Here is a 19,706-nt window from a genome sequence, read left to right as displayed (position 1 = left end):
ATGCGCGGTCTGACAAGCTGTGCTCACCGGAATGTGGTCGCAAGCGAGACGAGGGATCATGGGGTCAGAGCGCACCGACGTGGAGTTCACGTCCGACGGCGTCGTCATCCGAGCCTGGCTCTATCGACCGAAGTCGCCGAACCCGCCGATCATCGTGATGGCGCACGGCCTCGGCGGCATCAAGACAATGAGGCTCGACGCCTTCGCCGAGCGTTTCGCCGACGCGGGTTACGCATGCCTTGTCTTCGACTACCGACACTTCGGTGACAGCGATGGCGAGCCGCGGCAACTGTTGTCGGTGCGCAGGCAACTCGCGGACTACGACGCCGCGATCACCTATGCGAAGTCGCTCACCGGGGTCGACGCCGCTCGGGTCGTCGTGTGGGGGTCGTCGTTCTCCGGCGGACACGCGCTGACGTTGGCGTCGCGTCATCCCGGGCTCGCCGCGGCGATTTCGCAGTGCCCGTTCACCAGCGGTATCGCGTCCCTGACCGCACTTGACCCGATCTCGTCGGCAAAGGTCACGGCGCGCGCAATCGCCGACCTTGCGTCGAGCGCGGTGGGTCGCGACCCGGTGACGGTGGGGCTCACCGGACACGATCACGACGCCGCGCTGATGACCGCACCGGACGCCGAATCGGGCTACCTGTCGTTGGTGCCCGACGGGGCGTCGTTCTCCGATCGTGTCACCGCGCGCACCGGTCTCGCGATTCCGCTCTACTCGCCTGCGCGGAAGGCATCGCGTATCGGCATCCCCACATTCGTCGCGATCTGCGCGACCGACAGTGTCGCCCCATCCGGTCCGACAGTGCGTGCGGTACAAGGCAATCCGCACATCACAGCGAAGATCTACCCGTACGGACACTTCGATATCTACGTCGGTGACGCCTTCGAGGACGTGGTCGCCGACGAGGTGGCGTTCTTGCACGACGTCGTTCCCGTCAACCCTCAGCGAGCGAGCGCGGCCGACGCTCACGCCGGGCGGTCACCGATCTCGAGTCCCGCCAGCGACGAGGTGCCGTCGTAGATGACGCGACCCCATTCCCGCACGGTGCAGCGGAGGGTTCCGTCGAGGAATTCGTAATCGGTGTCCACGTTGCGCCGCTCGTGCGGTATCGGCACCGGCAGCACGGGCGGTTCTCCGACACCGTGGCCGTCGAGTTCGATGGCGAATCGCACTGTGCGCGCGGTGATGTGCCAGTGCCAGGTGTCCCGGTCGAAGTGGTAGCTGGTCAGTGCGGGCGGGGTGATGCGCAGCACCCGTAAGCCGATGCGCACGACCACTCCGGTGACTTCCTGCTTCACCGGGCCGAGTTCGAGTAGCCCACCGGAGAACGCGACGCAGACGTCGTCGTCGCCGAAGTCATGCGCCTCGCCCCACCACCACCGCTGCGGGAAACCGGCACCCCAGTTGCGTTCGCAGTAGAGCCGGGCGTCGTCGAACCGCCAGTCCACGCCGGGTCCGGTGACCGTTGCCGACGCCCGGCCGCCAAGACAGTAAGCGTGCCAGTACTGGTTGAGGAACGGGATCGAAGAGAACACCCCGCCGCCGCCGAACGCCTTCGGCCAGGGTCGGGTGTTGTCGACACGCAGGTCGACGGTGACGTCGTCGATGGTCAGAGTGACCCCGCCTCGATTGGCATCGAGGTAGTTCCCCTGTTCCTGCGCGCGGACGGAGAACTGGCGAGGATCGGCCACCGCAGCGCCGATCGCTGCCTGGCGGACGACGGCGCCGGGTTCGAGCACGATGGCCGCCGTCGACCAGTCCCCGGCGTCGTGGCGGTTGCAACTGCACAGTGCGACCACTGCGCGGCCGGTTGCCCGGTCGGTCAGCCGCCAGAACCAGCCCTCCATCTCGGTGCCGTGGGACGGCAAGGGGTCGCCGTATGGGACATCGGCACCGGTGCGGCGGTAGAGCGCCACGAGTTCGCGGAGCGGCCAGTCGAGGGGGCGCATACCCGAGTGTGGCATCCGGGCGGGATCTGCATGCGAGTCCTGCGTGATGTCGCGTCGAGTCACTTCGGGCAGGTGTGCGTCGCCACGGCACCACCCGCGAGCGTTCCGATCGGCCCGACAGTCGGCGGCGAGAGGCACTGCATCACGCCGCCGAGCGTCGGGGTGAGGGTGCGCGGGTCGAACTGGAATGTCCAGCGCAGGTGGAGATCCGACGACGGTCGTCGACCGGGGTACATGCCGAACGCCTCGGGCAGCGTCGAACCGGGTCCGCGCCCGACGAAGGCATAGCGCCGAGTGCCGGGGGCGCCCTGATTTGCACTGTGGAGCTTGCGCAACACCGTGAAGAAGTACGGGGCGCTGCCCGGACTGTCCTGACGGTAGATCCCCGCGAACTCGTAGACCTGGACGCCCGTGGCGAACAGTGCCTGGTAGGGCAGGTTCGCCACGTCGTTGACGATCGAAGGGTTTGTCGGTGCGGCGTCGGCGTGGGTGCCTCCGGTCAACGTCACGCCGCCGGCCACCGTCGCCGCGACCAGCGCCGTTGCGACACGGGTGCCGAGAAGCTTGCAGCCGGTACGGCGAGCCGAACCCATGCTGACCTCCGATGGTCGACGCCCCGACAGACCTCCCTCTCGATCCAGAGTGTCGACGGTCGACGGGTGTGTCATCCCACGCGACTCAATGAAACGAACCTGTTATCGGCGACAAGGGCTTAGCCGACCATTGGTGGCCTTTCGGTCACAGTGGCTCAGCCGCCGCAACGATTTCCGAGGATCGCGGCGCCGCCGGTCAGCGGTCCGATGGGGCCGGAGATGAGCTTCGGGCATGGCAGGGGGTGCGGGTCGTAGCTCAGTGGCTGCAGCGTCTGTGGGTTGACGCGGAAGTAGAAGTTGCCGAGGTTGTGCGGCTCGGGATGCAGGCGCGAGTAGAGGGCGAAGACCTCCGGCAGCTGTGTGCCGGGGCCGAGTCCGACGAACCCGTATCGCAGGCTCCCCGGCTTGCCATCGCGTGGGTTGTTCAGCTTCCGGAGCACGGTGTAGTAGTACCGCGGGGTGATTCCGGTCGAATCGGACGTGCCGCGAACCGTCGTCGCATACTCGTATACCTGCACGCCCGCGCCGAAGAGTGCCTGGTAGGTCAGGTCGCCGAGTTGGTCGACCTGGTGGATGCCGGGTTGTGTCGGCGCGGCGTGCGCGCTGGGTGCTGTTGCTACTGCCGCGCCGCTCGCGATGGTTGCCGCGGCGAGTGCGGCTACGACGCCGCGACGAATACGTGAAGCTGTGACCATGAGAATCTCCGATGCCGAGTGTGCTGGACGAACCCCTGTATTAGGGGATTCGTAGCGGCGTCGAAAATCGTTAGCCTGCGTAATTCAATGAGACGACGGCGGAGGCCTCGGTGTCGATAAATCCCATTCGGAGTGCTCAGTCACCCACCCGGCTCCAGAATTTCCCCTCAATTCCGTTGTCTCGCAGAAACTCCTCCAAATCGTCCGTGTATGTGAACCGATTCTTGATGGTCGGCAGCAGTTCGTCGTCGGATTCGAGGCCGAGTAGGTCCCGGAGCCGTGCGACCGCGTCGGACGAGAACTGCTTCTTGAACTCGTACTCGTAGGCACCGAAGAATTGCTCGACGCCGCCGCCGAGGTCGTGGCCTTCGATCATGAGTCCGCCGTCGTCGGTGAGCCGGACGACTCGCAGCATGGTGCCCTTACTGTCGTGGACGTTGGTGATGACGACGCTGTTCGGGGGTCGTTCGGGGTTCATCTGCCGCCTTGCGGTCGAGAGGGATTCAGGATGGGACTTCGCGGGAGAGTGGGGCCTCGAAAGGGCTTTTCTCGATTTCGAGAATAGCACTTAGCGCAAGTATGCGTAAAGTGTCCGACCGCGACGCTGACCTGGTGAACATGAGACGACGGGCCAGTCGTCGGGGGCGGCGCGCGGCGTGAGGGCTGATGTCGGCGGCTCTCCGTACAGCCACCTGATCTGCGTGCAGCCACCTTGGGCGGTGCAGAAGGTAGCTGTGCACAGATGAGGTAGCTGCGCGTCGAGTCGCGCCCAGTGCCAGCTAGTGCACGGCTCGGGCTAGTTCGACGGCTTGTCGGCCAGTGGTCGGGTGCTGGGCATGCTCGGGCGGCGCGCGGCGTGAGGGCGGCATTTCGTGCAGCGCTCGGTCCAGCTACCTGATCTGTGTGCAGCCACCTTGGGCGGTGCAGAAGGTAGCTGTGCACGGATGAGGTAGCTGCGCGTCGGGGTGCTGGCTCTGGGACCATCTCGTGCACGGCTCCGGCCGGTTGGACCCGGGATGAAGGCGCTACTTCTCGCGTTCGCGCCGGTTCGACCGTCGGATGACCATGTCGTCGGCGACGCTGAACAGCAGAACACGCGTGTCGTCCGACAGCGCCCGCCAGCGGTGGGGGACCCCGGCGTCGATGTAGAGCGAGTCGCCAGCACGGAGTGTCTCCTCCCGGTCGCCGTCGGCGCTGCTGAGTGTGGCGTACGCACTCCCATCGATCACGTACATGATCTCGTCGTGGGCGTGGGTGAACTCTCTGTCATCGTGTGCCGAACCGGTGAATTCCAGTCCCCGCAGCGCCTTCTTGCCCCGCACCAGTGAACGCACCTGGGCGTCCGGTTCGTCGGAAAGGGTGAGCAGTTCGTCGTCGGCCCTGGCAACGGGGTCGGCGTCGGTGTCGGCATCGGCAAGCAGGACAGTTGCCGTGGTGCCGAGGGCATCCGCGACGGTCTGCAGCGACCGGAGGCTGGTGTTGGTGCGGCCGTTCTCGAGCTGACTGAGAAACGACGCTGACAGTCCGGTCTGTTCGGACATCTGCGCCAGTGTGAGCCCCTTCTCCAGTCGAGCGGCGCGGATCACGCCGCCGAGTTGTGCGGAATCGAGGGTCTTGCCGCGTGTCAGTCCGGTGGTCACCGGTAGTCCTCTCGCCGTGGGTGCCGCTGCGCGACCCCATGTAAACGACGCTGCTCCGAACGGGAATCCAGAGTTAACGCCAGCGTGACCAGAACTCTGGCCAACTCTCCTAATGTGACTGAAGATTCAGTACTGAATATTCAGTATCAACTCTTCGGTACTGAACCTTTGGTCAGTTCGATTCTAGGAGATCCAGATGGAACAGAACACGCTCAAACGACGAGGTGTCGGCCTTATCGGCGTCGATCCTGCAGTTTCGGCGGGCGGCTACACGCTGTACGCGCCGCTGAACGGCTCGGGGCAGGTGTACTTGGTTGATGCCGAGGGCAACGAAGCTCACCGGTGGGACCTGCCCTACCGCCCGGGGCGACACGCGCGTCTGCTCGACGACGGCTCGTTGGCTTACAACGGAAGTCTCGTCGGCGCTGAATCGGGCGTCGAACCGCTCTTCGACATGTGGCGCAAGTACGGCGGGGGTTCGATGGCGCGATACGACGCGTCGGGAAACCTACTCAGCGAGCACGTCGACGCCCTGCAACACCACGATGCCAACCACCTCGACGATGGCAGCATCCTCTACGCCTCGGTCGAACCACTGACCGGCAACCGTGCGCGCGCTGTGCGCGGCGGATTCCCCGGCACCGAGGCGCTTGGTGGCGACAAGGGCGACGTCGTATACGCCGATGTCATCAACCATGTTGACGCGCAGGGGCAAATCGTATGGCAGTGGCGGGCGTTCGACCATCTCGACGTCACGAACTTCCCGCTGCAGCCGCACTATTGGCGCGAACACTGGCCACTCATCAACAGTGTTGCACCGCTCGGCGACGACAAAGTGGTGGCAAGTCTGCGCAGCGTGTCGGCGGTGATCGTCATCGACAAGGCCTCCGGAGATGTTGTCTGGCAGCTGGATTCGAGTGTTGTTGCGCAACAGCATCATGTGACGCCGCTGCCGAACGGCACTCTGCTCATCTTCGACAACGGCACCTTCCGTACCGGCGAGTCGGTCACCTATAGCCGCGTGATCGAGGTCGACCCCGAGACCAAGCAGATCCTGTGGAGCTACACGGACCCGATCCGTGAGACCTTCTTCACGCCCTATATGGGCGGGGCGCAACGACTTTGGAACGGAAACACTCTCGTCACCGAGGCGGCGTTCGGGCGGATCTTCGAGGTGACGCCCGACAAGCAAATGTGCTGGGAGTACGTCGTTCCCCACTTCTCTGCCTACGCCGATCCCGATACTGCTGCCCGCTTCCCCGCGTCGAGTAATGCGATCTTCCGCGCCTACCGCTACTCCGACGCTCAGGTCGAGTCATGGGGGCTGCTGTCGTGACCACATCTGACAAGGCTGTCGACGAGTCCAACGTAGCGGGATCACACGCGGGTCACCCGATATCCAATTCGATGGCGCTACAACAGGAAGAGACCACAGACATCCCCGTCTCGGAAACCGATACGCACCCGGTCGACACCAGGCCGCGGTGGCGCCAGCTCGTCCCGATGTCGATCCAGCACCTGCTGGTGATGATCGCGACGCCGATCTCGTCGGTGTTTCTGATCAGTGCGACGCTGGAACTCGACGCGTCGACCACCCGTGCGTTGCTGTGCGCGACGCTGCTTGCCTGCGGTGTCGGGACCCTGCTGCAGTCGATGGGATGGTTCGGGCTCGGCGCTCGACTTCCATTCGTGATGCTGCCGGGTGGCGCTGCGGTGGTGTTGTTCCTGCAGATAGCTCATACGTCGGGAGCAGCCACGGCCACCGGCGCGGTCATCATCACTGGTCTGGTGGGAATCGCGTTGTCGCCCTTCGCCGGTCGCGTGGTGCGCTTTGTTCCTCCAGGGGTGATCGCGGCGATGATCGTGGTGATCGGCATCAACCTGGTGAAGGTCTCCGGCGGACTCATCGTCGGCGCCAAGGCCACCACTGCGCCGATGTGGGCCGTCGGCTTGGCCGCGGTCACCGTGGCGTCGATCGTTGTGCTGCACAGGTTTCTTCCCGCACCGCTGAACCGGATCTCTGTGCTCGCGGGTATGGCGGTCGGCACGATGGTCAGCGCGGTGACCGGGCATCTTCATCTCGACACGGGGCATCAGGCGATTCAGGTGCCGTCGGTGTTTCCCTTCGGCACCCCGCATTTCGACATCCTCGCGACGATTCCGCTGCTGGTCTTCAGTATCGGTTCGATGGCAGAGGCGACGGGGCAGGTGGTGCTCAACGCCGACGTCGTCGGTAAACGGATCGATACCGGCGCAACGGTCGGGCGCACAATCCGCGGCGATGCGGTGACGTCGGTGTTCGCGGGGCTGTTCGGTGGGCAGACGATGCTCACCAGCGGGGAGAACATCGGCATCGTGCGTGCGACCGGCGTGCGCTCGCGGTATGTGACTGCGGGGACCGGCGTGCTCCTGGTGTTGATGGCGTTCGTGGCTCCGGTCGGCGCGATCATCAACTCGCTACCGGCGCCCGTGGTCGGTGCCACTGCGGCCTACGTGTTCGCGATGATCATCGTGACCGGGTTGAAGATGTTCACGGCGATCGACATGTCTGCTGACCGAAACTTCGTCACCGCAGTGGCAGCGCTGACAGCGGGCCTGCTGCCCGTCGTCGCACCCGGGCTGTACGGGGCGTTCCCGTCGACTCCGCGGCTGCTGCTGTCGAGCGGTGTCACCATGGCCGCCCTGGTCGGGATCGTGGTCGCCGCGCTCTACGCTCGGCGGGCGCGCGTCACGCTCAGCCGATGACCTGCTCGGTGGTGGCGTACTTCGCCTCCGCGTCGCCCTTGGCGGCCTGCCACCACGCGGCGTTGTCGCGGTACCAGTCGATCGTCGCCGACAGGCCGGAGCGGAAGTCGGTGTAGCGCGGTGACCAGCCCAGTTCGGTCCGCAGGCGCGTCGAATCGATGGCATAGCGGCGGTCGTGGCCCGGGCGGTCGGTGACGAAGTCGAAGGCATCGCGTGGCTGTCCGGCCAGTTCCAGAATCGTTTCGACGACGGTCCGGTTGTCGACCTCGCCGTCGGCGCCGATCAGGTAGGTTTCGCCGATCTCGCCCTTTTCGATGATCGTCCAGACGGCGTCGTTGTGGTCGTCGACGTGAATCCAGTCGCGGACGTTGCGGCCGTCGCCGTAGAGCTTGGGCCGTACGCCGGAGAGCACGTTGGTGATCTGGCGGGGGATGAACTTCTCGACGTGCTGGTAGGGCCCGTAGTTGTTGGAGCAGTTGGAGATGGTGGCGGGCACCCCGAACGACCGCACCCAGGCGCGAACCAGCAGGTCACTACCCGCTTTGGTGGAGCTGTACGGGCTCGACGGGTTGTACGGGGTCGACTCGGTGAACCGCGACGGGTCGTCGAGGTCGAGGTCGCCGTAGACCTCGTCGGTGCTGATGTGGTGATACCGCACGTCGTGGCGACGAACCCCTTCGAGCAGGGTGTACGTGCCGACGAGGTTGGTCTGCACAAAGGCCGACGGGTCGGCGAGCGAGTTGTCGTTGTGCGACTCCGCTGCGAAGTGGACGACGAGATCGGCGTCGGCGATCAGGCGGTCGGTCAGCGCGGCGTCGGCGATATCGCCCTCGACGAGGGTGATGCGATCCGCGACAGGTGCCAGCGTCGCGGGGCTCGCCGCATAGGTGAGCTTGTCGAGGACGGTCAACTGCACGTCGGGGCGCTGTTCGAGCGTGCGGAGGACGAAGTTCGCCCCGATGAAGCCGGCTCCGCCGGTGACCAGGAGCTTCAACGTCGTTCCCTTCGTGCGTTGTGGACCCGCGGGATGAGTCGCAGGGTGAGTGCAGCGCCATTAGAGTACCGAGCGTCCGACGAGATGTTCCGACGAGCAGTTCCGTTTAGTCTGATCTGCATGCGTGGAATCATTCTTGCCGGTGGTACCGGGTCGCGGTTGCACCCGATTACGCAGGGCGTGAGTAAGCAACTCGTCCCGGTTTACGACAAGCCGATGATCTATTACCCGTTGTCGACGCTGATGTTGGCGGGTATTCGCGACATTCTGGTGATCACGACCCCGCACGATTCGGCCGCGTTTTCCGGGCTGCTGGGCGACGGAAGTCAGTTCGGTATCGATATCTCGTACGTCACGCAGCCGTCGCCGGACGGTTTGGCGCAGGCGTTTGTGTTGGGTGCCGATCACATCGGGAACGAGTCGGTGGCTCTGGTGCTCGGTGACAACATTTTCTACGGGCCGGGCCTTGGATCGCAGCTCAAGGGTTTCGAGGCGATCGACGGTGGCGCGATCTTTGCCTATTGGGTGGCCAATCCGACGGCCTACGGCGTCGTCGATTTCGACGCGCAGGGGCGGGCGGTGTCGTTGGAGGAGAAGCCGACCTCCCCGAAGTCGAATTACGCGGTGCCGGGGTTGTACTTCTACGACAACGACGTCATCGAGATCGCGCGTGGCCTGCAGCCGAGTGCGCGAGGCGAGTACGAGATCACCGACGTCAACGCGCACTATCTCGATCAGGGCAAGCTCGCGGTGAAGGTGTTGCCGCGTGGGACTGCGTGGCTCGACACGGGGACGTTTGATTCGCTGTTGGACGCGGGCAACTTCGTGCGCACCGTCGAGCAGCGGCAGGGACTGAAAATTGCTGTGCCCGAGGAGATTGCGTGGCGGCAGGGCTATCTGTCCGACGACGAGCTGGCAACGCGCGCCGAGAAGCTGCGCAAGTCGGGCTACGGCAACTACCTGCTCGACATCCTGGCCCGCGGTAAGGGTTTCGAGTGAACACGATTCACGAAACAGAGGAGCGCGCGTGAAAATCCGTCCGTTGTCGATCGACGGTGCCTGGGAGTTCACGCCCGTGCAGCACGGTGACGCTCGCGGCCTGTTCGCCGAGGTGTTCAAGGGGGATCTGCTCGATGACGTGATCGGTCACCGACTCGATCTCGCGCAGGTCAACCTGTCGGTGTCGGCCGCGGGCGTCCTGCGGGGCGTGCACTTCGCCGACGTTCCGCCCGGGCAGGCGAAGTACGTGACGTGTCCGAAGGGTGCGATCCTCGACGTGATCGTCGACATTCGCGTCGGCTCACCGATTTTCGGCACCTACGACACCGTGCTTCTCGACGACGTCGACCGTCGTGCGGTCTACCTCTCCGAGGGACTCGGCCATGCGTTCTGCGCACTCGAAGACGGGTCGACCGCGACGTACCTGTGCTCGACCGGCTACAACCCCGGTGCAGAACACGGGATCAATCCACTCGACCCTGAGCTGGGCATCGAATGGCCGACGCTCGCCCGCGACGGCTCGCCCCTGGTCTACGAGTTGTCCGAGAAGGACACTGCGGCACCGGGTTTGACCGCCGCACGCGAATCGGGGCTGCTTCCGGACTACGCCGACGTGACCGCGTATCTGCGGTCGCTGGCCGAAGGGGCGTCGTAGACGCGGCTCGTTCTGGTGAACGCGGCTGGTGCACCAGCCGCGTTTACACGTTCGGGCGGCGTTTGGAGGCGGGCTCGGGCGGACGGGGCTCTCAGTCGCGCCGGTTCTCGACCTCGGCGTTCTGCAGTGCGACCGCGCGCGCGAGTCGTGCGTAACGGATCTCCAGCTCGCGAAACCTGAGATACGTTGCGACAGTGGTGAATGCGAACGCGATCACCAGGCAGTAGAGCACCAGGTCGGTGCCGCGGCCGACGCCCACCCAGCCCGCGACGGTCGTCAGATCGTTGGGGCGGAACATCGCGTAGACGCCGAAGACCACGAACGCGACGAACAGAAGCTTCACTCCCGCAGACGATCTCGCGTTGCCGCGGTTGGTGACGAAGAACCACACGAGTCCGAGGGCCGCGAGCAGGAGCAGTATCTGGATGATGATCATGGCTATCTCCTCATGCGCCCGTGCAGCAGACCGTCGGCGACGATGTTGACGCCGTTGATCAGCGACTGCCCCTTGGCGCGCGAGTAGTCGGTGTAGAGGATGGTGACCGGCTGTTCCGCGACCCGCCAGTGATGGTGGTCGATCAGCGCGACGAACTCCGACGCGTGGCTCATGCCCGCCATCAGCAGGTCGAGCTGGTCGGCGACGGTCTTGTTGAACGCGCGTAGGCCGTTGTGGGCGTCGGAGAGTCCGAGTCTGCGCGTGCGCGGACTCAGGAAGACGACGGTCCGCAGCACGATCCGACGCAGCAGTGGCACCGACTCGCTCCGGCCGTCGGCGAACCGCGTGCCGACGATGATGTCGACGGGTTCGGTGCGGAGTCGGTCGATCATCGCGACGACGTCGTCGACGCGGTGCTGGCCGTCGGCGTCGAAGGTGACGAAGTACTGGGCGCCGGGCCGTGACCGCGCATATTCGACGCCGGTCTGGATCGCGGCACCCTGCCCGAGATTGACCGGATGGCGCACGAGATGGATGCTGCCGGTCTGCGTGCGCGCGACGTCGGCTGCTGCCGATCGGATCTGAGCGACCGAGTCGTCGGAGCTGCCGTCGTCGACGCAGACGATGTTCGGGAAGGTTTTCGAGGCGTGGACCAGGACGTCTCTGATCACCTCGCCCTCGTTGTAGACGGGGATCACCAACCACACGTCGTCGTTGGTGGGGCGTTCCGTCATGGGGGTAACCCTATCGGAGCAGGTGCGGGGCACTTCGGACGTGCCCGGAAGGCGTGGGCGCGTCAACGTCTACCCTGATCGGGTGCCTATCGACGTCATGATGCCCTTCTACGGCGACGTCGAGCAGTTCAAGCAGGCGGTCACCAGCGTTCTCGAGCAGGCGGACCCCGACTTCCGGCTCGTCGTCGTCGACGATGGTTATCCGAGCGATGAGCCGCGCGAATGGCTGGCCGGCCTCGGAGACGCTCGCGTCCACTACGAGCGCAACGCGCACAACCTCGGCGTGAACGGCAATTTTCGACGCTGCGTCGACCTCGTCACCGCTGACCGGTACGTCGTGATGGGCTGCGACGACGTGATGCTGCCCGGGTACCTCAAGGGTGTCCGTGCGCTGGCCGACGCACATCCCGATGCCGCGGTGATCGCGCCGGGCGTCGAGGTGATAGACGCGGACGATCATGTTGTGCGCCCGCTCGGGGATCGGATCAAGTCGGTGCTCGCGCCGTCGTCTGCGACGGTCCTGCGCGGCGAGGCGATGGCCACCAGCCTCTATCGCGGCAACTGGACCTACTTCCCGTCGCTGCTGTGGCGCACGGATGCCGTGCGGACGGTCGGGTTCAGGGAGGGACTCGACGTCGTCCTCGACCTCGCGCTCCTCGTCGACCTCGCTTTCGCGGGGGAGGCGCTCGCCTACGACCCGCGCGTGCTGTTCCGCTACCGCCGCCACGACGCGTCGGTCAGCTCGGTGCAGGCGGTCGACGGTCGACGCTTTGCCGAGGAGAACGCCTTCTTCGACGGTGAGGCACAACGATGTGCAGCACGCGGATGGACACGCGCCGCGCGGGCGGCACGGCTGCACGTGACGTCGCGGCTGCACCACGGCATGGCGCGGATCGCGGGCGCGGCGTCGACAATCCGTCGCACGAATTGACGTCGCACGAATTGATTACGTCGAGAACGTAGCGAGCCGGCCCAGGTGCACGCTTGCCCCGACGAGCGGCCCGACGACCAAGGAGAGCGCGACGCGGTCGGTCACCTCGAGCGGCACGGTCAGCAGCGCGGCGCAGGCGATCGCGGCAACCCACCACCCGGCCGCGTACCACCGGTGTGCTCCGACAGACAGCGTTGCCGCACCGGTCACGGTCAGCAGTCCCAGGGCGGTGGCGCCGACCATGAACAACGCGATGGTGCCGCCGCCGAGCGTGAAGTCGGCACCGAAGATGTGTGTGAGCAGCCAGGAGCCGATCGCCCAGGCCGCGACCGCGCCGATCGCACCGACCACGACGACCGCGGCCAGCGGCACGGCGAGCGAACGCAGCAACGCGTCGCGCGCTGCGACGAACCGGGTGATCAATACCCCTTGAAAGCTGTTGAGCGGCACCAGTAGTGGCGCTCTGGTCAGTGTGACCGCCAGGATGACGGCACCCACGACGCGCGAATCGTCGTCGGCGCGCGCGGTGATGTTGATCAGCACCGGGAAACCCATCACCACCACCGCCGACGCCAGCGCGGCCGCCATCGCGGTGAGGGTGTTGCCCGCGAGGCGTCGGTCGTCGACGTCGCCGGGCAGTCCGACGGCGCGTCGGGCGGTCGACGACGTCGCGAGCACCACGATCCATGACACCGAGCCGACCACCGTGATCACCAGAAACGCCAGCACGCCCCAGCCGAAAGCGACCGCTATGCCCGCGCCGACCAGTCGGATCAACGCGTCGACGCTGAGCAGGACCGCGAACGGCGACCACGACAGCGACCCCGACAACGCGCCGCACAGGTGCGCGTACACCGCGAAGCTCGCGACCCCGACGGCGAGCAGCACCACCGACAGCACGCGGTACTGGTCGAAGACGTGGCCGCTCCACAGCGGCGACGTCGCCGCGACGATGACGGCGAGCGCCGCGCCGATACCGACGTTGACCAGCAGCGGTCGGCCGAGGCGTGTGCGTGTCTCCGAGGCGGCACTCACACGCGTCTCCGAGGCGGCGCGGATGGTGCGCGTCGTCTCCTGTAGCTGCCCGTTCTGTGCGCCGGTGACTAGGCCGTACGCCGCCCAGAAGACCGCGAAGACGGCGTATCCCGTTGCGCCGAGCTGCCGCGCGGCAAGGAGTAGAACCAGGTAGCCCGACGCCGCCGCGATGATCGTCGCGATCGTGACGCGCCCGACGGCACTGCGTCCGCCAAAACTGCGTCCGCCAGAACTGTGCCCGCTCGCATCGTCGGATACCGCGGAGATCTCGGGATCAGGACCAGAAGTCATCGACACACCGATGTGCCGGCGTCAGGACGGTTCGGGAAACGCGGGAAGCTCCGGGGTGAACAGCCAGGCCTGCCAGAGGTCGTTCAGCGGGGCGTCGGAATAGTTCGCGGCGAGCGCGATGAAGTCCTCGGTGCTGGCGGTTCCGTAGCGGTACTTGTCGGTCCAGCGACGCAGGAGCGCGAAGAAGTTGCCGTCACCGATGCGAAGACGTAAGGCGTGCAACGTGATTGCACCGCGCTTGTAGACCCAGTCGTCGAACATCTTGCGCGGTCCGGGATCGACGAGCGTTACCCGGACAGGGTGGGCGGCCAGCTTGGCGTAGTAGTGTCGCGCCCATTCGTCGGCGCTTCGCCCGCCCGATCGTTGGCTCCACAGCCATTCGGAGTAGCAGGCGAATCCTTCGTGGAGCCAGATGTCGTGCCACTGTTCGAGTGTCACTGAATTGCCGAACCACTGATGGGCGAGTTCGTGGGCGATCAGCCTCTCGGCGTCGCGGCTGCCGTCGCAGTGATTGGCTCCGAATGTGCTGAAACTCTGTGCCTCGATGGGGATTTCGAGCGAATCGTCGGTCACCACGACGGTGTACTTGGCAAACGGATACGGGCCGAACATCTCGGCGAACGCCTCGACCATCTCCAACTGCCTGCCGAAGTCGACGCGGAAGTTCTCTCTTAGTCGTGACGGCAGGATCGCTTCTACCGGAACGGGTTTGGACGCCAATCGAATGTGCTCGTATGGTCCGATCTGGATCGAGGCCAGATACGTCGACATCGGTTCGATCTGCTCGTAGACCCACGTCGTCTGTGCTGCCCGTACCCGCTTCGACGCGAGTACGCCGTTCGCCAGCGCGTAGTACGGGCTGTCGGTGGTGATCGAAATGCGGTAGGGCGCCTTGGCGCTCGGGTGGTCGTCGCAGGGAAACCACGACGCCGCGCCGTTGGGTTGGTTGGCACACAGCGAGCCGTCGGTCAGTTCTTCCCATCCGACAGTGCCCCACGGGCCGCGGATGGGTCGAGGGGTGCCGCTGTAACGGATGACGATCGTCATGGCTCCGCCCGGCGGGATGGGCGAATCGGGGGTGATGAACAGCTTGCGCTGGCGGTGGCTGTACCTGGCCCGCCTGTCGTTGACGGTGACCTTGCCGATGTTGAGCGTCGACGCCATGTCGAGGCTGAAACGTGCCAATTCCACATACGACGTCGCGGTCAGCGTCGCGGTGCCTTCGAGGCGGTTGCTGGCGACCTTGTACTCGAGGTCGAGGTCGTAGCGGGAGATGCGATAACCGAGATTGCCATTGTCTGGCAGGTAGGGGTCGACGCTGTCGGTCGGTGTACCGAGAACAGGTTGCCGTGAGTTCTTCCCCGACTTACCCGGCACGCAACGACTCCTGTCTCTGGCTCTACTGACTCACTCTTCGGCTCTGGCTACCGTCGCACTTCCCGAGCCTGTCCGGCTTGTCGGAAGTGGGCGTTTTCGGCGTCATTTTCTCGATCAGGACGCGAGAACTCACCCTACCCGTAGCGTTGCTTCTGTGAGGCGCGTCAGGTTGTAAACGGACTAGGGTCCGGTTAAATTCATGTTCGATACGTAAGGCAACAGGGGCGAACCACGTCCCGAGAAAGGTGACAGCATGTACCCGATCCGCAGTCTCGGACTCTTCGCCGCGAGGGTGATTCTCGGCATCATCTTCATCGCGCACGGCTGGCAGAAGCTCCACACCTTCGGACTCGACGGAACCAAGGCCAGCTTCACCAAGATGGGTGCACCCTTTCCCGAGTTCTCGGCGTACTACGCGACCTGGGTCGAGTTGATCGGCGGCATTCTGCTGATCGTGGGCGTTCTCCTGCCGCTCGTCTCCGTGCTGCTGATCATCGACATGGTCGGCGCGATCTTCGTCGCACACATCGATCAGGGCTTCTGGGCATCCGACGGCGGTTACGAGTTCCCGCTCGCGCTCATCGCGGGTCTCCTGGCGGTCGGCTTCGCATCGGCGGGCGGTCTGGCCTTCGACACCCACGTGTTCCGACGACGCAATCGCGTGGCCGACTAGCGGCAAAAGTGGTGCGCCCCGGGCGAAGCTGAGCGTCGCCCGGGGCGGTACGTACACAACTGTGACGTCAGCGGGGCGCGGCGACAATTATTGTCGTGGCCTCGCGCTGACGACCGGATTGTGTACGTGCCGGTCGGGCGACGTGCCCGGGGTTAGCAGTCTCGCCAAGTGGAGCAGGCCTACTTCTCGCGCCAAAGTGCTCAGGGCTGCGGGCTACGCGGTATACCGCGAAATTCTCAGTGGAGAAGGCCGTCGATGGTGACCCGTTCGGGAAGCTGCGCGACATCTGCGGGCGGTGTCGTCGAGATGAACTCCGCAAGCGTTGAGCCCAACGCTCCCGCGTGATGGATCGGTACGCCGTCGAGTCGGTCGTCGGCGAGCAGCGTCGTCGGGTCGGTGTCGCGGCGGTGAACGGCTGCGGCGCCGAGTAATCTGCGCGCTTGCGCCGGGTCGGTGTCCCAGAGGGCGTCGGCGGTCAACACGTAGAGGCGCAGCGCGCGTGCGTAGTCGGACAGGTGAACCAGTGCCCAGGCCCAGTGCTTGGCGACGTCGACGGTGTCGGCCTCGCCGCGGCCGTGTGTGTGCACGTACTTGCCGTATAGCTCGTGGCAGAGCGGGTTGGAATCGGCCCAGAGTTCGAGAGCCGACATGCAGCGCACGCAGTCGTGGACGTTGGCGAGGTACGACACCGAATAGGGGCCCTCGCGTCGTGAACGCATCTCGCGTAGCACCGAGAACTCGGCGAGGGCGTGGTCGTACTCGCCGGCGGCGTAGAGCGACTCGGCATCCTGTTGCATTTCTGCCAACATCTCCATAGTTTCCCTGATCGCGAGTCGTCGCGTGCCGTCTTCTGCGATTCGCTCCTGGGCCTATCGTGGAGGTGTGAGCGACGAAAACGAATCCATCATCGAAGGTGGCAGCGAGTACGCACTCGACCCCGACGATCAGTTGCAGCCTCAGGACTCACTCGACGACCGTGGCGTCGACGACGTCCTCGACGAGGGGTACTCACCGCCTGACTACGAGCCCAAGGCCGCGATGCGCGGGCTCACCGCATCCGAGATGCGCGAGGGCGAGTCGCTCGACGAGAAGCTCTCCGAGGAAGAGCCCGACCCGTGGCAGAAGGACGACCCGATCGACGAGATCGAGCGCGACGAGCACCCCGATTGGCAAGCGCACGAGAGTGATTCGAGCCCCGAGTTCGTCGAGGACGACCAGGTGGGCGATCGACGCGCAGGCCGACTCCTCGCACCCGATCAGGGTGGCGTCGTCGACAACGAAGCCGAGGCAGTGGCAACCGACTGCGGAATCGACGGTGCGGGCGCGAGCGCAGAGGAAGCCGCCGTGCACGTCGTCGACGAGGGCGAAGACGCCGCCGACGCCGAGTGGGAGGACGAGGCCGAGGGCCGCTGAGCGCTTCGGTGAGGGGTTGATGTCAGACCCCTGTGCTGGACTGGATGCAGGAGTACGCGAACCACCTGGTCGACGCCCACCGCGTTGACAGGGTGCGCGGCCCTGGCAACGATGGTGTTGTCGGCGAGTGATCGTTTGATCGCTTGTCCCGCGACGAACAGCCACCGGAGGTATTCCAGTGAGCATCACCAATCGCATATCCGCTGAGCAGATTTCGGCATCTGCCACCGACGAAGCGTCGAGAACACGGCGATTCCTCGACATCCGCGCACTGACAGATCAGTTGTGCTCGACGCTGTCGGCCGAAGACCAGACACCACAATCGATGACCGCGGCCAGTCCCGCCAAGTGGCATCGCGCGCACGTGACCTGGTTCTTCGAAGAGTTCATCCTGCGCAACGATCCGTCGTACGTGGTGTACGACGAGACCTTCCGCTATCTGTTCAACAGCTACTACGAGACCGTCGGCGAGCGACATCCGCGACCCGACCGCGGGCTGGTCACCCGCCCCGGCATCACCGACATCACGCGGTATCGCGAGTATGTCGACGCCGCGATGACCGAACTTCTCCAGCGCGGCGACCACGACGAGTCGACGCTGGGACTGCTCGAGCTGGGCTGCAACCATGAGCAGCAGCATCAGGAGCTGATCCTGATGGACCTCAAGCATCTGTTCTCCACGCACCACTTCGACCCCGTCTACGTCGACCGCCCCGCCGACGAGCAGGGCGAGCCCGACGCGTTGACATGGCGTGAGGTCGCAGGCGGCGTCGTCGAGGTCGGTACACCGTTCGCCGGGTCGGGCACCACGCCCGAGACCTTCGCGTACGACAACGAGGGTCCGCGGCATCGGGTGTTCCTGGAAGACTTCGAGATCGCCGAGCGCGCTGTCACCAATGCCGACTGGCTCGACTTCATCGCCGACGACGGCTACCGACGGCACGAGCTGTGGCTGTCGAACGGCTGGGCACACATCAACGAAACCGGCTGGCGCGCACCGGGTTACTGGTCGTTCGACGACGGCGAGTGGACCACGTTCACGTTGTCGGGGCGTCGACCTGTCGTGTGGGACGAGCCCGTCGCGCACGTGTCGTTCTATGAGGCAGACGCCTTTGCGCGGTGGGCGGGGGCGCGGCTGCCAACCGAGTTCGAGTGGGAGTACGCGGCAACGGGTGCGCCCAGCGTGCCGGGCGGCCCGAACCCGGCAGGCGTCGGCGGCGCGCGTGGCGAGCTCCTCGATCCGGCACGATGTCATCCCCGACGCGCAGGGTCGGCGATGATCGGCGACGTGTGGGAGTGGACGTCGAGTGCGTACCTGCCCTATCCAGGGTTCGCACCCGCTAACGGGGCTGTCGGCGAGTACAACGGCAAGTTCATGTGCGACCAACACGTGCTGCGTGGCGCAAGCGCGATCACACCTCGCGGACATGAGCGGGTCAGCTATCGCAACTTCTTCCCGGCCGATTCGCGCTGGGTGTTCTCCGGGCTGCGCCTGGCCCGATGACCTCAACCACAGCCAATCCAGCCCTGGCCGCAGATGCCGCCGAGGGACTCTGGCAAAACCCGCCTGTCCTGCCGACCAAGTGGCTCTACGACGAACGCGGCAGCAAACTCTTCGACGAGATCACCTTCCTGCCCGAGTACTACCCGACGCGCAGGGAGACAGCGATCCTCGCCGCGAACGCCGCCGACATAGCGTCGACGACGGACGCGACGATGATGGTCGAGTTGGGTTCGGGAACGTCGACCAAGACGCGACTGCTACTCGACGCCTTTGCCGCGCACGCCGCCGAACGTGGACGCGAGTTCACCTACGTACCGGTCGATGTGAGTGCCGAAATGCTCGCCGGCACAGCCGAGATCCTCGCCGCCGACTACCCGTCTCTGACGATCGAACCCGTGCTCGCCGACTTCACCGCACCAGGACTCCAGCTGCCGCAGTCCGACGGACCCAGGTTGGCTGCGTTCCTCGGCGGCACCATCGGAAACTTCGACGACCCCGCGCGCGACGACTTCTTCACCGCGCTGTCGGAGGCGTTGAGTCCGGGCGACTACTTTCTGCTCGGTGCCGACCGCATCAAGGACACCGGCCGACTGGTTGCCGCCTATGACGACAAAGCCGGTGTCACAGCGGATTTCAACAGGAACATGATCGAGGTGCTGCGCCGCGGACTCGACGCGTCGGGGTTGTTCGTCGACGACTTCGACCACATCGCCCGGTGGAACCCCAAGCTGCACCGGATCGAGATGTGGTTGCGGGCGCGGCGTCCGGTCAACGCGCACCTCGGTGCACTCGATCGCGAGTGGCAGCTACCCGAAGGTGCCGAGATCCTCACCGAGATCAGCACCAAGTTCGCGCCGGAGCAACTCGCCGCCGAGTTGTCCGACGCCGGGCTGCCGGTCGTGGAGACCTGGTCCGACCCGGCCGGCGACTTCCAGGTCACGCTGAGCCGGCGCTGACGCGTTGGGGCGCACCGCGACTGGGCGCGCACAGTCGACTGTCTCGAGCGCCCACTCGACAGTATGCGGCGCACAGTCG

21 protein-coding genes are annotated in these 19,706 nt (G+C 65.4%); 10 read left to right on the top strand and 11 right to left on the bottom strand.

From position 1 onward, the window contains the following. Positions 1-58 precede the first annotated feature (58 nt). Positions 59-1,027 (top strand): alpha/beta hydrolase, encoded by a 969-nt coding sequence (locus tag ACRVY7_RS05305; protein WP_431816249.1) that lies wholly within the window; start codon positions 59-61, stop codon positions 1,025-1,027. Here the strand turns inward: ACRVY7_RS05305 and ACRVY7_RS05300 are convergent. The 5 genes from ACRVY7_RS05300 to ACRVY7_RS05280 form a co-directional block, all read right to left on the bottom strand. Further along, positions 973-1,971: a tocopherol cyclase family protein gene (locus ACRVY7_RS05300; RefSeq protein WP_431816402.1), complete on the bottom strand. Its 999-nt coding sequence runs from the start codon at positions 1,969-1,971 to the stop codon at positions 973-975. The genes ACRVY7_RS05305 and ACRVY7_RS05300 overlap by 55 nt on opposite strands. A 44-nt stretch (positions 1,972-2,015) precedes the next feature. Next, positions 2,016-2,624, bottom strand: a complete 609-nt coding sequence (locus ACRVY7_RS05295; protein ID WP_431816248.1) for a hypothetical protein — start codon at positions 2,622-2,624, stop codon at positions 2,016-2,018. A gap of 80 nt (positions 2,625-2,704) precedes the next feature. Beyond that, entirely contained in the window at positions 2,705-3,244 is a 540-nt protein-coding gene (locus tag ACRVY7_RS05290; protein WP_431816247.1) for a hypothetical protein, read from the bottom strand. A gap of 136 nt (positions 3,245-3,380) precedes the next feature. Further along, the gene (locus ACRVY7_RS05285; RefSeq protein WP_431816246.1) at positions 3,381-3,722 is read right to left on the bottom strand and encodes a hypothetical protein; all 342 of its coding nucleotides are present in this window, start codon (positions 3,720-3,722) and stop codon (positions 3,381-3,383) included. Positions 3,723-4,269: 547 nt separating this feature from the next. After that, a complete protein-coding gene (locus ACRVY7_RS05280; RefSeq protein WP_431816245.1) occupies positions 4,270-4,884 on the bottom strand; it encodes a helix-turn-helix domain-containing protein in 615 nt (204 codons plus the stop codon). Between the two features lie 196 nt (positions 4,885-5,080). On the opposite strand from ACRVY7_RS05280, the gene ACRVY7_RS05275 reads away from it, so the two are divergent. Together ACRVY7_RS05275 and ACRVY7_RS05270 are read left to right on the top strand one after the other, a co-directional pair. After that, on the top strand, positions 5,081-6,220 hold the full coding sequence (locus ACRVY7_RS05275) for an aryl-sulfate sulfotransferase (RefSeq protein WP_064865789.1): 1,140 nt from the start codon (positions 5,081-5,083) through the stop codon (positions 6,218-6,220). Next, positions 6,217-7,629 carry a uracil-xanthine permease family protein gene (locus ACRVY7_RS05270; RefSeq protein ID WP_431816244.1) on the top strand — a complete coding sequence of 471 codons (1,413 nt, stop codon included), beginning with the start codon at positions 6,217-6,219 and terminating at the stop codon, positions 7,627-7,629. Before ACRVY7_RS05275 ends, ACRVY7_RS05270 begins: the two co-directional genes overlap by 4 nt. On the opposite strand, the gene rfbB is transcribed toward ACRVY7_RS05270, so the two are convergent. After that, positions 7,619-8,623 carry a dTDP-glucose 4,6-dehydratase gene (rfbB, locus tag ACRVY7_RS05265; RefSeq protein WP_431816243.1) on the bottom strand — a complete coding sequence of 335 codons (1,005 nt, stop codon included), beginning with the start codon at positions 8,621-8,623 and terminating at the stop codon, positions 7,619-7,621. The genes ACRVY7_RS05270 and rfbB overlap by 11 nt on opposite strands. A 120-nt stretch (positions 8,624-8,743) precedes the next feature. Here rfbB and rfbA point away from each other — a divergent pair, with 120 nt between their 5' ends. Beyond that, positions 8,744-9,622: a glucose-1-phosphate thymidylyltransferase RfbA gene (rfbA, locus tag ACRVY7_RS05260; protein WP_431816242.1), complete on the top strand. Its 879-nt coding sequence runs from the start codon at positions 8,744-8,746 to the stop codon at positions 9,620-9,622. A gap of 28 nt (positions 9,623-9,650) precedes the next feature. Continuing rightward, positions 9,651-10,277 (top strand): dTDP-4-dehydrorhamnose 3,5-epimerase family protein, encoded by a 627-nt coding sequence (locus tag ACRVY7_RS05255; RefSeq protein ID WP_431816241.1) that lies wholly within the window; start codon positions 9,651-9,653, stop codon positions 10,275-10,277. A gap of 91 nt (positions 10,278-10,368) precedes the next feature. Here the strand turns inward: ACRVY7_RS05255 and ACRVY7_RS05250 are convergent, their stop codons facing one another. Beyond that, positions 10,369-10,713 carry a DUF2304 domain-containing protein gene (locus ACRVY7_RS05250; protein ID WP_431816240.1) on the bottom strand — a complete coding sequence of 115 codons (345 nt, stop codon included), beginning with the start codon at positions 10,711-10,713 and terminating at the stop codon, positions 10,369-10,371. Positions 10,714-10,715: 2 nt separating this feature from the next. Further along, on the bottom strand, positions 10,716-11,447 hold the full coding sequence (locus ACRVY7_RS05245; RefSeq protein ID WP_431816239.1) for a polyprenyl-phospho-N-acetylgalactosaminyl synthase PpgS: 732 nt from the start codon (positions 11,445-11,447) through the stop codon (positions 10,716-10,718). A gap of 82 nt (positions 11,448-11,529) precedes the next feature. On the opposite strand from ACRVY7_RS05245, the gene ACRVY7_RS05240 reads away from it, so the two are divergent. Further along, positions 11,530-12,378: a glycosyltransferase family 2 protein gene (locus ACRVY7_RS05240; protein WP_431816238.1), complete on the top strand. Its 849-nt coding sequence runs from the start codon at positions 11,530-11,532 to the stop codon at positions 12,376-12,378. Positions 12,379-12,393: 15 nt separating this feature from the next. On the opposite strand, the gene ACRVY7_RS05235 is transcribed toward ACRVY7_RS05240, so the two are convergent. Then, positions 12,394-13,704, bottom strand: a complete 1,311-nt coding sequence (locus ACRVY7_RS05235; protein ID WP_431816237.1) for a lipopolysaccharide biosynthesis protein — start codon at positions 13,702-13,704, stop codon at positions 12,394-12,396. Between the two features lie 21 nt (positions 13,705-13,725). After that, the gene (locus ACRVY7_RS05230) at positions 13,726-15,081 is read right to left on the bottom strand and encodes a M1 family metallopeptidase (RefSeq protein WP_431816236.1); all 1,356 of its coding nucleotides are present in this window, start codon (positions 15,079-15,081) and stop codon (positions 13,726-13,728) included. A 253-nt stretch (positions 15,082-15,334) separates the two neighbouring features. Here ACRVY7_RS05230 and ACRVY7_RS05225 point away from each other — a divergent pair, with 253 nt between their 5' ends. Beyond that, positions 15,335-15,754, top strand: a complete 420-nt coding sequence (locus ACRVY7_RS05225) for a DoxX family protein (protein WP_064865778.1) — start codon at positions 15,335-15,337, stop codon at positions 15,752-15,754. A gap of 236 nt (positions 15,755-15,990) precedes the next feature. Here ACRVY7_RS05225 and ACRVY7_RS05220 read toward each other — a convergent pair whose 3' ends face one another. Then, the gene (locus tag ACRVY7_RS05220; RefSeq protein ID WP_431816235.1) at positions 15,991-16,563 is read right to left on the bottom strand and encodes a hypothetical protein; all 573 of its coding nucleotides are present in this window, start codon (positions 16,561-16,563) and stop codon (positions 15,991-15,993) included. Positions 16,564-16,636: 73 nt separating this feature from the next. On the opposite strand from ACRVY7_RS05220, the gene ACRVY7_RS05215 reads away from it, so the two are divergent. The 3 genes from ACRVY7_RS05215 (at position 16,637) to egtD (ending at position 19,627) form a co-directional block, all read left to right on the top strand. After that, a complete protein-coding gene (locus ACRVY7_RS05215; RefSeq protein ID WP_431816234.1) occupies positions 16,637-17,167 on the top strand; it encodes a DUF5709 domain-containing protein in 531 nt (176 codons plus the stop codon). A gap of 178 nt (positions 17,168-17,345) precedes the next feature. Further along, positions 17,346-18,671, top strand: a complete 1,326-nt coding sequence (gene egtB / locus ACRVY7_RS05210; protein WP_431816233.1) for an ergothioneine biosynthesis protein EgtB — start codon at positions 17,346-17,348, stop codon at positions 18,669-18,671. Beyond that, complete coding sequence (egtD, locus tag ACRVY7_RS05205) at positions 18,668-19,627, top strand: L-histidine N(alpha)-methyltransferase (protein WP_431816232.1); 960 nt, start codon at positions 18,668-18,670, stop codon at positions 19,625-19,627. The genes egtB and egtD overlap by 4 nt, the downstream gene beginning before the upstream one ends. Positions 19,628-19,706 lie beyond the last annotated feature (79 nt).

Origin of the sequence: Gordonia jacobaea (genome assembly GCF_965344965.1) — a bacterium.
In the GTDB taxonomy this organism is placed as follows: Bacteria; Actinomycetota; Actinomycetes; order Mycobacteriales; family Mycobacteriaceae; genus Gordonia; species Gordonia jacobaea.
Note: the sequence above shows the minus strand (reverse complement) of the source record. Positions and strands in the feature narration are given on the sequence as shown.

Coding starts and splice junctions, on each gene's coding strand:
- ACRVY7_RS05305 (WP_431816249.1), top strand. CDS start 59: ATGGGGTCAGAGCGCACCGACGTGGAGTTCACGTCCGACGGCGTCGTC.
- ACRVY7_RS05300 (WP_431816402.1), bottom strand. CDS start 1,971: ATGCCACACTCGGGTATGCGCCCCCTCGACTGGCCGCTCCGCGAACTC.
- ACRVY7_RS05295 (WP_431816248.1), bottom strand. CDS start 2,624: ATGACACACCCGTCGACCGTCGACACTCTGGATCGAGAGGGAGGTCTG.
- ACRVY7_RS05290 (WP_431816247.1), bottom strand. CDS start 3,244: ATGGTCACAGCTTCACGTATTCGTCGCGGCGTCGTAGCCGCACTCGCC.
- ACRVY7_RS05285 (WP_431816246.1), bottom strand. CDS start 3,722: ATGAACCCCGAACGACCCCCGAACAGCGTCGTCATCACCAACGTCCAC.
- ACRVY7_RS05275 (WP_064865789.1), top strand. CDS start 5,081: ATGGAACAGAACACGCTCAAACGACGAGGTGTCGGCCTTATCGGCGTC.
- rfbA (WP_431816242.1), top strand. CDS start 8,744: ATGCGTGGAATCATTCTTGCCGGTGGTACCGGGTCGCGGTTGCACCCG.
- ACRVY7_RS05250 (WP_431816240.1), bottom strand. CDS start 10,713: ATGATCATCATCCAGATACTGCTCCTGCTCGCGGCCCTCGGACTCGTG.
- ACRVY7_RS05245 (WP_431816239.1), bottom strand. CDS start 11,447: ATGACGGAACGCCCCACCAACGACGACGTGTGGTTGGTGATCCCCGTC.
- ACRVY7_RS05235 (WP_431816237.1), bottom strand. CDS start 13,704: ATGACTTCTGGTCCTGATCCCGAGATCTCCGCGGTATCCGACGATGCG.
- ACRVY7_RS05225 (WP_064865778.1), top strand. CDS start 15,335: ATGTACCCGATCCGCAGTCTCGGACTCTTCGCCGCGAGGGTGATTCTC.
- ACRVY7_RS05220 (WP_431816235.1), bottom strand. CDS start 16,563: ATGTTGGCAGAAATGCAACAGGATGCCGAGTCGCTCTACGCCGCCGGC.
- egtD (WP_431816232.1), top strand. CDS start 18,668: ATGACCTCAACCACAGCCAATCCAGCCCTGGCCGCAGATGCCGCCGAG.